At 60.4% G+C, this 13828-nt stretch carries 14 protein-coding genes and 1 pseudogene; 5 read left to right on the top strand and 10 right to left on the bottom strand.

The annotated features are described in order from the left end of the window. Positions 1-184 precede the first annotated feature (184 nt). From yaaA to tapT, 3 genes are read right to left on the bottom strand one after another with little or no spacing between them, the layout of a single operon-like run. Positions 185-958 carry a peroxide stress protein YaaA gene (yaaA, locus tag ACW5W8_RS15780; RefSeq protein ID WP_498628639.1) on the bottom strand — a complete coding sequence of 258 codons (774 nt, stop codon included), beginning with the start codon at positions 956-958 and terminating at the stop codon, positions 185-187. A 47-nt stretch (positions 959-1005) separates the two neighbouring features. Then, positions 1006-2115 carry a type IVa pilus ATPase TapU gene (gene tapU, locus ACW5W8_RS15775; protein WP_498628641.1) on the bottom strand — a complete coding sequence of 370 codons (1110 nt, stop codon included), beginning with the start codon at positions 2113-2115 and terminating at the stop codon, positions 1006-1008. 28 nt (positions 2116-2143) lie between these two features. Continuing rightward, entirely contained in the window at positions 2144-3178 is a 1035-nt protein-coding gene (tapT, locus tag ACW5W8_RS15770) for a type IVa pilus ATPase TapT (protein ID WP_234662958.1), read from the bottom strand. A 39-nt stretch (positions 3179-3217) separates the two neighbouring features. Here tapT and ACW5W8_RS15765 point away from each other — a divergent pair, with 39 nt between their 5' ends. The 5 genes from ACW5W8_RS15765 to ACW5W8_RS15745 all read left to right on the top strand — a co-directional run bounded on the left by ACW5W8_RS15765 (position 3218) and on the right by ACW5W8_RS15745 (position 6221). Then, the gene (locus tag ACW5W8_RS15765) at positions 3218-3919 is read left to right on the top strand and encodes a YggS family pyridoxal phosphate-dependent enzyme (protein WP_498628636.1); all 702 of its coding nucleotides are present in this window, start codon (positions 3218-3220) and stop codon (positions 3917-3919) included. Positions 3920-4061: 142 nt separating this feature from the next. Continuing rightward, a complete protein-coding gene (gene proC, locus ACW5W8_RS15760) occupies positions 4062-4886 on the top strand; it encodes a pyrroline-5-carboxylate reductase (RefSeq protein WP_498628633.1) in 825 nt (274 codons plus the stop codon). An 11-nt stretch (positions 4887-4897) separates the two neighbouring features. After that, positions 4898-5449: a YggT family protein gene (locus ACW5W8_RS15755; protein WP_498628631.1), complete on the top strand. Its 552-nt coding sequence runs from the start codon at positions 4898-4900 to the stop codon at positions 5447-5449. After that, the gene (gene yggU / locus ACW5W8_RS15750; RefSeq protein WP_498628629.1) at positions 5449-5760 is read left to right on the top strand and encodes a DUF167 family protein YggU; all 312 of its coding nucleotides are present in this window, start codon (positions 5449-5451) and stop codon (positions 5758-5760) included. Before ACW5W8_RS15755 ends, yggU begins: the two co-directional genes overlap by 1 nt. A 41-nt stretch (positions 5761-5801) precedes the next feature. Further along, entirely contained in the window at positions 5802-6221 is a 420-nt protein-coding gene (locus tag ACW5W8_RS15745) for a DUF4426 domain-containing protein (RefSeq protein WP_498628627.1), read from the top strand. A gap of 102 nt (positions 6222-6323) precedes the next feature. Here ACW5W8_RS15745 and ACW5W8_RS15740 read toward each other — a convergent pair whose 3' ends face one another. The 7 genes and pseudogenes from ACW5W8_RS15740 to ACW5W8_RS15710 all read right to left on the bottom strand — a co-directional run bounded on the left by ACW5W8_RS15740 (position 6324) and on the right by ACW5W8_RS15710 (position 13750). Beyond that, the gene (locus ACW5W8_RS15740; RefSeq protein WP_498628625.1) at positions 6324-7520 is read right to left on the bottom strand and encodes a NupC/NupG family nucleoside CNT transporter; all 1197 of its coding nucleotides are present in this window, start codon (positions 7518-7520) and stop codon (positions 6324-6326) included. A 182-nt stretch (positions 7521-7702) separates the two neighbouring features. Continuing rightward, a pseudogene (locus ACW5W8_RS15735) lies at positions 7703-8637 on the bottom strand (LysR family transcriptional regulator). A gap of 82 nt (positions 8638-8719) precedes the next feature. Beyond that, positions 8720-9256, bottom strand: coding sequence for a glutathione peroxidase (locus tag ACW5W8_RS15730; protein WP_139408516.1), 537 nt, complete (start codon positions 9254-9256; stop codon positions 8720-8722). 58 nt (positions 9257-9314) lie between these two features. After that, positions 9315-9878: an NnrU family protein gene (locus ACW5W8_RS15725; protein ID WP_498628623.1), complete on the bottom strand. Its 564-nt coding sequence runs from the start codon at positions 9876-9878 to the stop codon at positions 9315-9317. A 232-nt stretch (positions 9879-10110) separates the two neighbouring features. Next, a complete protein-coding gene (locus tag ACW5W8_RS15720) occupies positions 10111-11244 on the bottom strand; it encodes a glycerate kinase (protein WP_498628621.1) in 1134 nt (377 codons plus the stop codon). A gap of 9 nt (positions 11245-11253) precedes the next feature. After that, positions 11254-12516 carry a GntP family permease gene (locus ACW5W8_RS15715; RefSeq protein ID WP_236562198.1) on the bottom strand — a complete coding sequence of 421 codons (1263 nt, stop codon included), beginning with the start codon at positions 12514-12516 and terminating at the stop codon, positions 11254-11256. Positions 12517-12634: 118 nt separating this feature from the next. Beyond that, positions 12635-13750 (bottom strand): sugar diacid recognition domain-containing protein, encoded by a 1116-nt coding sequence (locus ACW5W8_RS15710; protein WP_139408522.1) that lies wholly within the window; start codon positions 13748-13750, stop codon positions 12635-12637. Positions 13751-13828 lie beyond the last annotated feature (78 nt).

The raw sequence follows: 13828 nt of genomic DNA, 5'->3' as shown, positions 1-13828 counted from the left end.
TGGGGTATCCATGATGGTAGACCTCAAGGTGATGGCCTACTTCAAGCTTAGCCTTTCAACACGTAATTGGGACATAGCCATAAAAAAGCCGACGTATCAAACGTCGGCGAATAAAAAGTGCTTACAACAGAGGATTCACATATTCAGACCCGCGGGTCGAAAGATTGGTTCCCTCTTTTTGTAATTAATTTTCGGCGCGTTTAAACATCAGGGTATTGGCGTCCGACTCTTCCGGCACGAAGTAGTAGCCATCGGCGTTGAAACCGGTCAGCTGCTCCACCTCGGTCAGGCGGTGTTTGATGATGTGGCGAGCCATCATGCCGCGCGCCTTCTTGGCGTAGAAGCTGATGATCTTGAACTGGCCGTTCTTCTCATCCTTGAACACCGGGGTAACGATCCGCCCTTTCAGGCTCTTGGGTCGTACCGACTTGAAATACTCGTCGGAGGCCAGATTGATCAGCACCTCATCCCCCTGCGCTGCCAGCGCATCGTTGAGGTGGTGAGTGATCACCTCCCCCCAGAACTGGTAGAGATCCTTACCGCGGCTATTGTCGAGCTTAGTCCCCATCTCCAGCCGGTAGGGCATCATCAGATCGAGGGGGCGCAGCACGCCGTAGAGGCCGGAGAGCATCCGCAGGTGCGCCTGAGCGAAGTCAAAATCAGCCTCACTGAAATCCTCTACCGCCAATCCGGTGTAGACATCCCCCTTGAAGGCCAGCAGCGCCTGACGGGCGTTGGCAGGGGTAAAATCTGGCTGCCACTCGGCAAACCTGGCGGCGTTGAGGCCCGCCAGCTTGTCGCTGATCTTCATCAGAGTGGCGATCTGGTCCGGGCTCAGTTGGCGGGCCCGGCTAATCAGTTCGGCGGAGTGATCCAGCAGCTCGGGTTGGGTGAAACGGGGGGTCACCAGCGGTGACTCGTAATCCAGCGTCTTGGCCGGGGAAACCACAATCAGCATAACATTCCTTTATGGCGAGGGGCCGAACGGCAAAACGGCCCCATGATTCATTCATCCAGCGTCACATTGTCCAGCACGCCAGAACCCAGCGCATCCTGGCCTGAGAGCTTGATTTGCAGACGCAAATCATTGGCCGAGTCGGCATGGGCGAGGGCCTCACTGTAGCCAATCTGGCCGGCGCAGAACAGGCTGAAGAGCGCCTGATCGAAGGTCTGCATACCCAGCTCGGTGGATTTGGTCATCACCTCCTTGAGGCGATGCATCTCTCCCTTGCGAATGATGTCGGTGATGAGCGGAGTATTAAGCAGCACCTCGAACGCGGCAAAACGCCGCTTGCCATCCATGCTTGGCACCAGTTGCTGGGCAACGATGGCTTTCAGGTTGAAGGAGAGATCGAACAGGAACTGGCGGTGTTTGTCTTGCGGCACCAGATGGAGGATGCGATCCAGCGCCTGGTTGGCGTTGTTGGCATGCAGAGTGGCGAGGCAAAGGTGACCGGTCTCGGCGAACTGCAGGGCAAACTCCATGGTCTCCTGGCTTCGGATCTCGCCGATCAGGATCACGTCCGGCGCCTGACGCAACGAGCTTTTCAGCGCCACATCGAACGATTCGGTGTCGATCCCCACCTCCCGCTGGGTCACCAGACTGCGACCATGCTGATGGACAAACTCCACCGGGTCTTCCACCGTCAGAATGTGACCATCGGCATGCTGGTTGCGATAGCCGATCATCGCCGCCTGGGTGGTGGACTTGCCCGCCCCGGTGGCCCCGACAAACAGCACCAGCCCCCGCTTGGCCATGGCGACCTCTTGCAGGATCTTGGGTAGCTGCAGATCTTCAAAGGTAGGAATGCGGGTCTCGATACGCCGCACCACCATGCCGGGCAGCTCCTGCTGCCAGAAGGCGCTGACCCGAAAACGACCCAAAGTTTCGCGGTGAATGGCGTAGTTGGCCTCCTTGGTGCGGATATAACGTTCGAAGTGATCGCTGCTGAGGGTCTCCCTCACCAACGTCAGCGCCCCCTTCTTGTCGAGCGCTTCCCCCCCCAGCGACACCAGATGGCCATTCACCTTGAGGGTGGGCGGCGATCCCACCGTCACAAACAGATCCGAGCCCTTTCGTTCGACCAGTTCGGCCAGCAATTCATCCAGATTCATCATTTATCCCTCCCTGGGTTCGACGCTCTTAAACGCTGTTGGGATCGACGGCCTTGGCCTTGGCATCGAGGGATGCCACCACGCCGCGGCTCACCAGCTGTTTGAGGCTCTGATCCATGGTCTGCATGCCGTGGGTCATCCCGGTCTGGATCACCGAGTAGAGCTGGGCGATCTTGTCCTCCCGGATGAGGTTACGCACCGCCGGAATGCCCATCATGATCTCGTGTGCCGCCACCCGGCCGCCACCAATGCGCTTGAGCAGGGTCTGGGAGATAACCGCCCGCAGGGATTCAGACAGCATGGAGCGCACCATGTCTTTCTCCGCGCCGGGGAAGACGTCGATGATACGGTCGATAGTCTTGGCCGCCGACGAGGTGTGCAGGGTGCCAAACACCAGATGGCCGGTTTCGGCGGCGGTCATGGCCAGACGAATGGTCTCAAGGTCGCGCATCTCGCCCACCAGAATGATGTCCGGGTCTTCCCGCAGTGCCGAGCGCAGAGCGTTACTGAAGCTCTTGGTATCCCGGTGAACTTCCCGCTGGTTCACCAGACAGCGCTTGTTCTCGTGGACGAATTCGATGGGATCTTCGATGGTGAGAATGTGGTGATGGAAGTTCTCGTTGATGTAGTTGACCATGGCCGCCAGGGTGGTCGACTTACCGGAACCGGTCGGCCCGGTCACCAGCACCAGACCCCGCGGGAACTCGGCGATCTTGCGGAAGATCTCCGGCGCATCAAGATCTTCGAGGCTCAGCACAGTGCTGGGGATGGTACGAAATACCGCGCCGGAACCGCGCGCCTGCTGGAAGGCGTTGACCCGGAAACGAGCCAGATTGGGCACCTCGAACGAGAAGTCGACCTCGAAGTTCTCCTCCAGCTCCTTGCGCTGATGGTCGTTCATGATGTCATAAATGAGGGCATGCACTTCCCGGTGTTCCAGGGCGGGCAAATTGATCTTGCGAACCTCACCATCAACCCTGATCATCGGGGGAACCCCGGCCGAGAGGTGTAGATCCGAGGCTTTATGCTTTACACTGAAAGCCAATAACTCTGTGATATCCATAGACTTGTCATTCTCCCATCACAAGATCACTAACGAAATATGAACCAGATTGCCCAGCACCTGTTTCAGGTAAAGGAACGTATTGCCCAGGCCGCCAAACGGGCGAGCCGCAACCTGCAGCAGATCCGCCTGCTGGCCGTGAGCAAGACCAAGCCCGTCGAGGCCGTCATGGCCGCCCATGCTGCAGGTCAGCGCTGCTTTGGCGAATCCTACGCCCAGGAAGCGGCGACCAAGATCGATACCTTGCGCCAGCAGCCGGAATATTGCGACATAGAGTGGCACTTTATCGGCCCTTTGCAATCGAACAAATCCAAACTGGTCGCCGAACGGTTCGACTGGGTGCAGAGCGTGGATCGGGACAAGCTGATCGACCGCCTCAACAACCAGCGTCCCGCCAGCATGGCACCGCTAAATGTTTGTCTGCAAATCAATATTAGCGGAGAGAGCAGTAAATCCGGAACGTCGGAACAAGAGATTTTCCGCCTTGCCGAGCTGGTCTCTCAAAGTGAGCGACTGGTGCTGCGGGGGCTGATGGCCATTCCCGAGCACACCAGTGACGAGAGCGTACTGGCCGCCCAAATGACCCGTATGCAGACTCTGTTCACCGAGCTTGCGCGACAATACCCCACGGTGGATACCCTCTCGATGGGGATGACCGAGGATCTTGAACTGGCGATCGCCCACGGCAGCACCATGGTGCGGGTCGGCACCGCCATCTTCGGCGCCCGTGACTACTCATAGGCAAGGCTGGCGGATAACTGACAGATCCGCCTCTTGCCGCGACTTCATCAATAGGAGCGTTTGATGGAACACCGAATTCTGGCGTCAGGTGGTGCAGGCAGCGCCAATCCCGCCGCGACCCCATGTGCAACAGGAGCATCTGATGCAGCATAGAACGCTGGCCTTTATCGGCGCGGGCAACATGAGCCGCAGCATCATCGCCGGACTGGTCAAGGCAGGTTATCCCGCCAAGCAGATCACTGCTGCCAACCCCAGTCTGCCCAAGCTGGAGGCGCTGGCAAGCGAACATGGCATTCGCATCACCCAGAGTAATGCCGAGGCGGCCCGAGACGCCGAAGTGATCGTGCTGGCGGTCAAACCACAGCTGATGGCCGGCATGCTGGCCGCGCTGGTTGCTGAGCTGGGCTCCCTTGAGGGCAAGCTGCTCATCTCCATCGCGGCTGGTATCAAGGTGGCGCGCCTTGGCGAGATGGCCGGCGGCCATCACCGCATCATCCGCACCATGCCCAATACCCCGGCCCTGCTGGGTCTGGGCATGACCGGCCTATACGCGCCCGAGCATATTGGAGCCCACGATCGCGACTTTGCCGAGCAGATGATGCAGGCGGTCGGCAAGACCCTCTGGGTGGATCAAGAGTCTGGCATCAACGGCGTCATCGCCGCGGCGGGCAGTGCTCCGGCCTACTTCTTCCTCTTTATGCAGGCGATCGCCGAAGAGGCCGAAGCGATGGGCTTCTCGCCCGAACAGGCACGCCAACTGGTTCAACAAACCGCCCTCGGTGCAGCAGCCATGGTGGAGCAAAATCCCGAGCTGTCGCTGCAGACCCTGCGTGAGCAGGTGACCAGCAAGGGCGGCACCACAGCCGAAGCCATCAAGACATTCCAGCAGCAGGGGCTGATGCCGCTGACTGCGCAAGCCATGCAGGCGGCCGTTGCTCGTGCCACCGAAATGGAAACCCTCTTCTAACAGGAGCCCAGATGAACACTGCTTACTTTCTGATTAACACCGTTTTCGATCTCTACCTGATGGTGATCCTGCTGCGCGTCTGGCTGCAGTGGGCCCGCGCCGACTTCTACAACCCGATGAGCCAGATGGTGGTCAAGCTGACCAATCCGCTGGTGATCCCGCTGCGCCGGGTGATCCCGGGCTTGGGCGGCATCGATCTCGCTTCCGTGGTGCTGGCGCTGGCTGTCGCCTTCCTCAAGCTGGCCCTGCTCAAGAGCATGAACGTGCTGCTGGCGGACTGGCTCAGCATCAGCCTGTTTGCCGCGCTGACCGTGCTGAAGAAAGCGGGCTCGATGATCTTCTGGGTACTGCTGATCCGCGCCATCCTGAGCTGGGTCAGCCAGGGCCGCAACCCCATCGAATACGTGATGTATCAGCTGACCGAACCGTTCCTCGCCCCTATCCGCCGCGTACTGCCGGCGCTGGGCGGACTGGATCTCTCGGTGCTGGTCGCCTTTATCGGCCTGCAAGCCATCAACTATCTGCTGGGTGACCTGTTCGGCCAGCTGTGGTGGATGATTTGATGCCAGCCGTCCTGCAACAAGGGGATGAACTGGTACTACATCTGGTGATCCAGCCCAAGGCGAGTCGGGATCAGATCATCGGATTGCATGGCGAAGAGCTGAAAGTGGCCATCACGGCGCCGCCGGTCGATGGCCAGGCCAACAGCCATCTGATCAAGTTTCTGGCCAAGCAGTTCAAGGTGGCCAAGGTGGCCAAGGGCCAGGTAACCATAGTGAGGGGCGAGCTGGGGCGACACAAAACCGTCGCCATCGACAGCCCCAAACAGTTGCCGCAAGAAGTGAGTGCACTGCTGAATGACACGCAAGGCTGAATGAATCGGCCTGCGCCAACCGTATATGAGAGGGATGACAGATGAAAACAGCCTGGATGAGTGGCCTGCTGGCACTGCTGATGACCCTGCCGCTCAAGGCAGAACAGATGAAGGAGCTGGGGCCCTGGCTGGTGCACTACAACGCCTTCAACTCCAGCTTCCTCACTCCCGAGGTCGCCAAGGCGTATGGGCTGGAGCGCAGCCGCTACAACGCCATCATCAATATCGCGGTACAGGACAAGCAGAAAGTGGCGCAAGCCGTGGGGATCACCGGTGAGGCCAAGAACCTGACCGGCACCATCCGCACCCTGAGCTTTCAGGAGGTAAAAGAGGGCGATGCCATCTACTATCTGGCGACCCTCCCCTACCGCAACGAAGACACCTATCAGTTCACCCTGAAGATCATGGGCGGTGGGCAGCAGCAGAGCCTCAGCTTCCAGCAGACCTTCTACGTCGACTGAGTACCAACAAGAAGCCCAGACCAAGGTCGGGGCTTCTTTTATCCATATGACAAGGGCGCCATCGCGGCGCCCTTGTTGCATCTATTCCGTGCCGCCCGTCAGTTATAGGGCGAGGAACAGACCCGCCAAACAGGCGCTCATCAGGTTCGCCAGCACGCCGGAGAGGATGGCGCGCATGCCGTAACGGGCGATGAAGGATTTGCGCTCCGGCACCATGGAGCCCAGACCGCCGATCAGGATCGCCATGGAGGAGATGTTGGCAAAGCCGCACAGGGCGAAGGTCACGATGGCCTTGCTCGACTCACTCAGGGTCTGATCCTGCACCAGACCGATAAAGGCGACGAACTCGTTGACAACGATCTTGGTGCCGATCAGGGCGCCAGCGGCTTGCGCCTGATCCCAGGGCACACCGATCAGCCAGGAGACGGGGGCAAACAGCCAACCCAGAATGATCTGGAAGCTCAGATCCAGCCCTACCAGACCGCCAGCCCAGCCGAGCAGGCCATTCAGCATGGCGATCACGCCGACGAAGGCCAGCAAGGTGGCACCGACCGCCACCGCGATATTGAGGCCGGACATGGCGCCATCGGCCGCCGCCTCAATCACGTTGGTGGCGCGGGGGATCTCGACATCCTGATGGTGATCGACCTCTTCAGCTCCCGGCGGCACCAGGATTTTGGCCATCGCCAGACCGGCAGGGGCTGACACGAAGGCGGCAGCGATCAGGTATTTCAGCTCAACCCCGAGGCTGGCATACCCCACCAGGGTGCCACCGGCGACGGAAGCGAGACCACAGCTCATCACCGCGAAGAACTGGGAGTCGGACATCTTGGAGAGGTAGGGTTTGACCACCAGCGGCGCTTCCACCATGCCAACGAAGATGTTGGCGGTCGCGGAGAGGCTCTCGGCACGGCCGGTGCCGAGCAGCTTCTGCAGACCGCCGCCCAGCAGGGCGATCACCCGTGGCATGATGCCGATGTGATAGAGGATGGCGATCACCGCGGAGAAGAAGATGATGACCGGCAACACGTTGAAGGCAAAGATGAAGCCCAGCTTGAACTTGGCCAGATCACCGAACAGGAAGGCGATCCCCTCCTGACCGTAGCCAATCACGCTGCTGACACTCTCGCTCACCCCGTTCAGCACGTGCTGACCGGCAGGCAGCCAGAGCACCAGACCGGCAAACATGATTTGCAGGCAGAGGGCAAGGCCAACTGTTCGCAACGGGATACGACGACGATTATCAGAGCAGATGACGGCAAGCGCCAGGATACTCAGGATGCCGAGCAGGGCAATCATAGGGACTCCATCAGGTGGGGCAAAAGATGGGCGCGGATTCTGCGCCTCTCCCCCCGTCACTGCAAGTCCGCTTGGTTACAACCCTGTTAGAAAAAACGTTTGCACGATATCGGTTGCGCCAACTGGCTGATTTGGTTCGATTTTAGTATCAGGAGAAATCGAGAGTTCTTATATGGAAACAATCATTCCTCACCGCCGGACAATTTACCCCCGAGCCAGGGGCCAGTCGCTGCTCCCAATAGGGTTCGGGGCCAAAGCGGGCCTTGAGGAAATCGATGAAGAGACGGATCTTGGGATCCAAATGTTCGCGCCGGGCATAAACGGCGTGTACCGCCATCTGCTGGTTCGGTCGCCACCCTGGCAGCACCGGGATCAGCTTGCCGCTCTGTAACTCCTTGTCCAGCAAATAGTTGGCGATATAGGCGATGCCGAGCCCGGCCAGTGCAGCATCCCGCACCGCCTCCGCCATATCCACCCGATAGTTGCCCGCCACCTGCACCGTTTGGCGCTCCTTGCCCTGGCGAAACGACCACTGGTGATAGCGCCGCTCCCGGCTCTGGTAAGTGATGCAGTTGTGCTGGGCCAGATCCTTGGGATGGAGCGGCGTGCCGTGGCTCAACAGGTAATCCGGCGAGGCTGCCACCACGAAACCGATGTCGGCCAGCCGCTGCCCGACCAGCCCTTCGGGCTTGTCCTCATAGGTGGTGAGCCAGAGATCCAGCCCCTCATCCACCAGATTGGTTCTGTGGTCGAACAGCGAGACTTCCAGCTCCAGCTCGGGATAGCAGTCCTGAAACGCCTTGAGATGGGGAATGACATGCAAACGACCGAAGGATTGGCCCACCCCGAGATGGAGCACACCACTCACCTTGCCACGCCGCTCGGCAATCATGGAGTCCGCCTCGTGCGCCACCGCCACCAGCGCATGACAGTGACGGGCATACTCCTGACCCAGCTCGGTCAGGACGAAGCGGCGAGTGGTGCGCTGCACCAGCTGGGCGCCGAGGGTGGTCTCCAGCAACGCCAGCTGTTTGCTGATATGGGATTTGGAAACCCCGAGCCGACGAGCGGCAGCAGAGATCCCCTGCTCGCGCACCAGCGCATCGAAGATCACCATTTGAGGAAGACGTTGCAGCACAGGATAACCGGATTGAGTGGCGGGAGCCCATTATTCCAGAGCCGCCCGCCAAGGGGTAGGGTCAGAGCCCCAGCGCCCGAGTGATCTGCAGTTTGAGGGGGTCGTCAGCCGGATTCTGGTTGGCGCCGTAGCTGGCGATCAGCTTGCCATCGCGCCCAACCAGATACTTGTGGAAGTTCCAGTTCGGCTCATCCCCGTCAGCGGCCGCCGCCAACCCCTTGAACAACGGTACCGCATCGGAGCCCCGCACCGCCACCCGGTTGAACATGGGGAAGGTCACGCCATAGTCGCGACGGCACACCTCGGCGGTCTTGGTCTCGTTGCCCGCCTCCTGCCAGAAGTCGTTAGAGGGGAAACCGAGAATAATCAGTCCTTTATCCTTGTAGTTCTGATAGAGCTTCTCCAGATCGCGAAACTGGCCGCTGTAACCACAGTAGGAGGCGGTATTGACCACCAGCACCACCTTGCCCTCGGTCAGCTGACAGAGGTTGTGGCGCTGAGAGTTGTTGAGCTCCCGCATCTCCACATTGAAATAATCGGGGCACGCCGCAGAGGCCGCTCCGGCCCCCAATAACAGCAACAGAGTGAACCATTTCATCGCCAAGACTCCTTTTGTTTTGTCCATCATACGCGGTTACCAGAGCCGCAGTTCACTCTCAATACAATGGAATGCCGGTCAGCCAGCCGTGGCCCCAGAACACCAGCAGCGCAGTGGCAGCAAGGCCCGCCCCGAAGCTGATGCCGGTGCCCGTCCAGTTAGCCGCCGGACGGGGATATCGCTGCCAGTCCCGCACCGAAATCCAGACCATGCTCACCAGCGCCCAGAGCCCGATGCCGCCAAACAGCACCAGAGATCGCGCCTCGCTGTTGACCAGCAGATGGGCCACCGCCCAGAGCTGGGTACCGAGCAGTTGGGGATGCACCAGCCAGCGGCGCAGATGGTTGGGCCCCTGGCCGGAGAAAAAGAGGATCAGCGCAAAGGGCATCATCACCGTCATGGTCATCGGCCCCCACTCCGGCAGGAAATAGAGCGGCAGCAAGCTGGCCGACCGCCAACCGGCAATGATGCAGGCGATGGCGACAAACACCAGCAGGGAGAAGAGCCCCTTGTAGCGGTTCTCACCCAGCCGCTCGCGCAGTCGCGCCCGATGGGCCACCGCAAAACAGGGGTAGAGATGGATCAGGGTAAACAGTGCAACCCCCAGGGTCAGCAGGAACATGCGTCTCTCCTTGTACTTGGTACGACCACTATGCCGTAAAGGGAGATGTGCGCCTATCAAAACCGCGCTGACCCATGGAGTCAAAAGTGTGGCAAGACAAAGGAACGGAAAGAAAAGAGCCGATCACGATGGATCGGCAAATAAGTGCCAGGGCAGTCAGACATCTCTCGGGATGGGAGATGCCCCAAACGGGGATATTGAGTGGCCGATGGGACGCATCGGCCGAACAGGATCAGCCCTTGAGCTGATAGAGCGCTGCTACGTTGCGCGCAGTGAGTTGAATGTTGGTGCTAGCGCTCTCCAGCGCCTCCGGCAGAGACATGGCACGGTTGACCACGGCGAACACCGCATCCAGCCCGTGCTCGTGCACCACGCCGCAATCATCGGTCAGGCAGCCGGAGATACCGATCACCGGCTTGCCGAACTGCTTGGCACAGCGTGCGACACCGATTGGCGTCTTGCCGTGGATGGTCTGGCTGTCGATACGACCTTCACCGGTAATGACCAGATCCGCATCGGCCACTTCCTCAGCCAGTTTCAGGGCTTCGATGACGATCTGGATGCCGGGCTTGAGCTCGGCACCGAGCAGACCGACCAGCGCGGCCCCCATACCACCGGCAGCGCCCGCCCCCGGAATATCCTTCACCTGCTTGCCAAGGGCCTGCTCGATGCAGTCGGCATAACGGGAAAGGTTGGCATCGAGCTGCTGCACCATCTCCGGGGTCGCCCCCTTCTGCGGGCCAAACACCGCGGAGGCACCTTTCGGGCCGCACAGCGGGTTGTTCACATCGCACGCCACCTCGATAACCAGCTCGCCCAGACGCGGGTCCAGACCGCTCAGGTCGATGGTCGCGAGTTCGGCAAGACCGGCGCCACCCAGCTCGATGGCTGAGCCATCGGCTTTGAGCAACTTGCCGCCGAGCGCCTGGATCATACCGGCACCGCCGTCATTGGTGGCACTACCGCCGATACCGAGGATGAGGTGCTTCACCCCCATCTCCAGCGCGGCCAGGATCAGCTCGCCGGTACCGAAGCTGGAGGTGAGCAGCGGATTGCGCTGCTCGGGAGCGACCAGATGGATACCGGAGGCGGCGGCCATCTCGATGACGGCGCGCTCGCCATCACCCAGCAGGCCGACGAAGCCCTGCACCTTGTTGCCAAGGGGGGCGGTCACTTCGACCGGGAGGATGCGGCCGCCGGTGGCATCGACCAGCGACTGCACCGTGCCCTCGCCGCCATCGGCCATCGGCAATTTGACGTAGGTGGCGTTTGGCAACACCTGTTTGAAACCGGCCTCGATGGCATCAGCCACCGCCATGGCGCTCAGGCTCTCCTTGAATGAATCGGGGGCAATAACAATTTTCATATCAATTCCTTAGGCGAGGCCAAACACGCCAAACATCAGGGTAGAGACAGCTGCAATGGTCAGACCGACTGCGGTTTCGTAGGGGATGAGCTTGAGTCGCTCACCCACGCCCATGTGGACGCTGCCACCGGTCGCATGGAAGAAGGAGCCGTGGGGCATGTGGTCAAACACGGTGGCACCGGCATGGATCATGGCTGCTCCGGCCAGACTGCTGATCCCCAGTTCAATCAGGGTGGAACTAAATACGTTGGAGGCCACCACGGTACCGGCGGTAGTCGAGGCGGTTGCCAGCGACATCAGGGCACCGGAGATAGGCGCCAGCAGGTAAGAAGGCAGACCGGAGGCGGTCAGGCCGCTGATCAGCACATCTTTCAGGCCGGAGTTGGCAATGATGCCCGCCAGGGTACCGGTACCCAGCAGCATGATGGCGACCGGCGCCATGCGGGCGAGGCCGGAGACCGCAAACTGGTTCACCTTGCTGAACTTGCCCATCATCAGGGCACCGACCAGACCACCGAGGGGCAGCGCAATCAGTGGATCCACCACGATACCGGCGACCGGGCGCAGGGCCAGCAGCAGGATGGCGACCAGCGGCGCGCTGATGGCGGCGGCAAAGCCTGGCAACTTGGCACCGGCAAAGCTCACCACTTCATCAGCAGCAACCTTGCTGCCCTTGTTGTTCAGCCGCTTGGCGAGCCAGTAGGCCATCACCAGACCGAACAGACCCGGGATGATGCCCGCCGCCATCACCGAAGTGAGGGGCAGATGGAAGGCGTCAGCCGCGGCAATGGCGTTAGGGTTGGGGGACATGACGTTGCCCGCCTTGCCGCCGCCGATCATCGCCAGCAGGATGGCCGCCTTGGAGAGATCGGCACGGCGGGCGATGGCCAGCGCGATGGGCGCCACCGTGATAACTGCCACGTCAACGAACACGCCGACCGCAGTCAGAATCAGGGTTGCCAGCGCCAGCGCCAGCAAGGCGCGGGTTTCACCGAGTTTCTTGACGATGGTTTCGGCGATGGTGGTGGCCGCGCCCGATTCGATCAGCACGCCGGCCAGTACACCGGCCGCCAGGATCCGCATCACCGCAGTGGTGATCCCCTGGGCACCGCCGATCATCAGGGCGACGGTCTGGGTCAGATCGGCACCGCCAATCAGACCACCGGCCAGGGCACCCACGATCATGCCGTAAGCGGGCGGCACCTTCTTCAAAATGAGGATGATGGCGATGGAGAGCGCCGCGATGGCGCCAAGGGCTGTAACCGGGATCATGACGGACACCTTCAATGGGAGTGAATGGCCGCCATTATGGAGATCTACAATCAGAATGCTTTGGCTTACAAACCAAAAATTGCGTCATGTAAAAGTGATTTTTTGTCTAAATTTACAATCACAAGTCGAGATTAAGGCCGAGATAGAGCAAAAATTTGTCGTCTAACTTGTTGAAATTCAATCCGGTTATCTGCTCTATCCGCCCCAGCCGATAGCGCAGGGTATTGGGGTGAATGAACAGCGCCTCGGCACAGCGATGCAGATCACAATCCTGCAAGAAATAGTGGCGCAGGGTCTTCTGCAGCGCCCCTTTGCCATCTTCCCGGGCCAGTTTCTGCAGCGGTGTGCGCAGCTGATCCGCCTGCCAGGAGTCCGCCAGACTGCCGAGCAACACCGGCAAGCGGTAATCCTCGAAGAAGTAGACCTGCTTGCGCGGCGCTTGGCGCATGCCACGGCGCAATGTATCGCGCGCCGTCTGGTAAGAGCGCGCCAGCCCGTCGATCCCGGCGAAGTAATCGCCCACCGCGATATGCACCTTGAAGTGGGGAATGCGGGCCAGCAACTGCTTGATCCGGCTGCGCTCCTGCGCCGATTGCCAGACGCCCTCACTCAACTGCGCCGGTTTGAGCACCACTATCTCGTCGAGCCCGTTGATGGCGACCAGATTGTCCCGCTCCGGGTTCTCCAGCTGATGAACCAGCTCCCGCAGACGCGCCGGATCCGCCTCCTCCAGCGCCAGCACGGCCACCACCCTAGGCTGGGCCAAGTCCAGCCCGAGGAAACGGGCCGCCTGCTGCAATTGATCGACTCGCCCCTCGCCACGAATGAGCTGCAACACCAGCTCCTCCTTGTGGCGCTTGTCCCACTGCAACTGCTCGGTAAGCGCCGCCTGCTCCAGGATCAGCTCTGCCGTCATTCGCACCAGCTCGGCGTAAGCACGAACGATGTCCGGATCGCCTGAGATACCGATCACCCCGATCAGCTCCCCCTGATAGGAGATGGGCAAATTGATGCCGGGTCGCACCCCTTTGAGCTGCAGGGCAGTCGCTTCGCTGATCTCCACCACCCGGTTTTCTGTCAATGCCAGCACGGCCCCTTCGTGACGCTGATGGATCCGCTCCGGATTGCCGGACGCAATGATGAGGCCGTGTTCGTCCATCACGTTGACCGAGAACGACAGGATCTTCATCGCCCGTGCGACGATCTGGCGGGCAAGATTATCGTTTAGCTGCATAACATCTCCGGACAAGGGGCTGATCTGGCGACGCCACCACGGGCCGATTCAGGGCACATGGGCGCAAAGATGCCACAT

This window comes from Aeromonas aquatilis (genome assembly GCF_054052405.1).
The sequence above is the reverse complement of the archived record's forward strand: the minus strand, read 5'-3'. Positions and strand labels throughout refer to the sequence as shown.

Excerpts from the sequence above, each read along its gene's own strand:
- tapU (WP_498628641.1), bottom strand. The coding sequence starts at position 2,115 with ATGAATCTGGATGAATTGCTGGCCGAACTGGTCGAACGAAAGGGCTCG.
- ACW5W8_RS15715 (WP_236562198.1), bottom strand. The coding sequence starts at position 12,516 with ATGATCCCGGTTACAGCCCTTGGCGCCATCGCGGCGCTCTCCATCGCC.
- ACW5W8_RS15720 (WP_498628621.1), bottom strand. The coding sequence starts at position 11,244 with ATGAAAATTGTTATTGCCCCCGATTCATTCAAGGAGAGCCTGAGCGCC.
- ACW5W8_RS15710 (WP_139408522.1), bottom strand. The coding sequence starts at position 13,750 with ATGCAGCTAAACGATAATCTTGCCCGCCAGATCGTCGCACGGGCGATG.
- ACW5W8_RS15745 (WP_498628627.1), top strand. The coding sequence starts at position 5,802 with ATGAAAACAGCCTGGATGAGTGGCCTGCTGGCACTGCTGATGACCCTG.
- tapT (WP_234662958.1), bottom strand. The coding sequence starts at position 3,178 with ATGGATATCACAGAGTTATTGGCTTTCAGTGTAAAGCATAAAGCCTCG.
- ACW5W8_RS15740 (WP_498628625.1), bottom strand. The coding sequence starts at position 7,520 with ATGATTGCCCTGCTCGGCATCCTGAGTATCCTGGCGCTTGCCGTCATC.
- ACW5W8_RS15725 (WP_498628623.1), bottom strand. The coding sequence starts at position 9,878 with ATGTTCCTGCTGACCCTGGGGGTTGCACTGTTTACCCTGATCCATCTC.
- ACW5W8_RS15730 (WP_139408516.1), bottom strand. The coding sequence starts at position 9,256 with ATGAAATGGTTCACTCTGTTGCTGTTATTGGGGGCCGGAGCGGCCTCT.
- ACW5W8_RS15755 (WP_498628631.1), top strand. The coding sequence starts at position 4,898 with ATGAACACTGCTTACTTTCTGATTAACACCGTTTTCGATCTCTACCTG.
- yggU (WP_498628629.1), top strand. The coding sequence starts at position 5,449 with ATGCCAGCCGTCCTGCAACAAGGGGATGAACTGGTACTACATCTGGTG.
- ACW5W8_RS15765 (WP_498628636.1), top strand. The coding sequence starts at position 3,218 with ATGAACCAGATTGCCCAGCACCTGTTTCAGGTAAAGGAACGTATTGCC.
- proC (WP_498628633.1), top strand. The coding sequence starts at position 4,062 with ATGCAGCATAGAACGCTGGCCTTTATCGGCGCGGGCAACATGAGCCGC.
- yaaA (WP_498628639.1), bottom strand. The coding sequence starts at position 958 with ATGCTGATTGTGGTTTCCCCGGCCAAGACGCTGGATTACGAGTCACCG.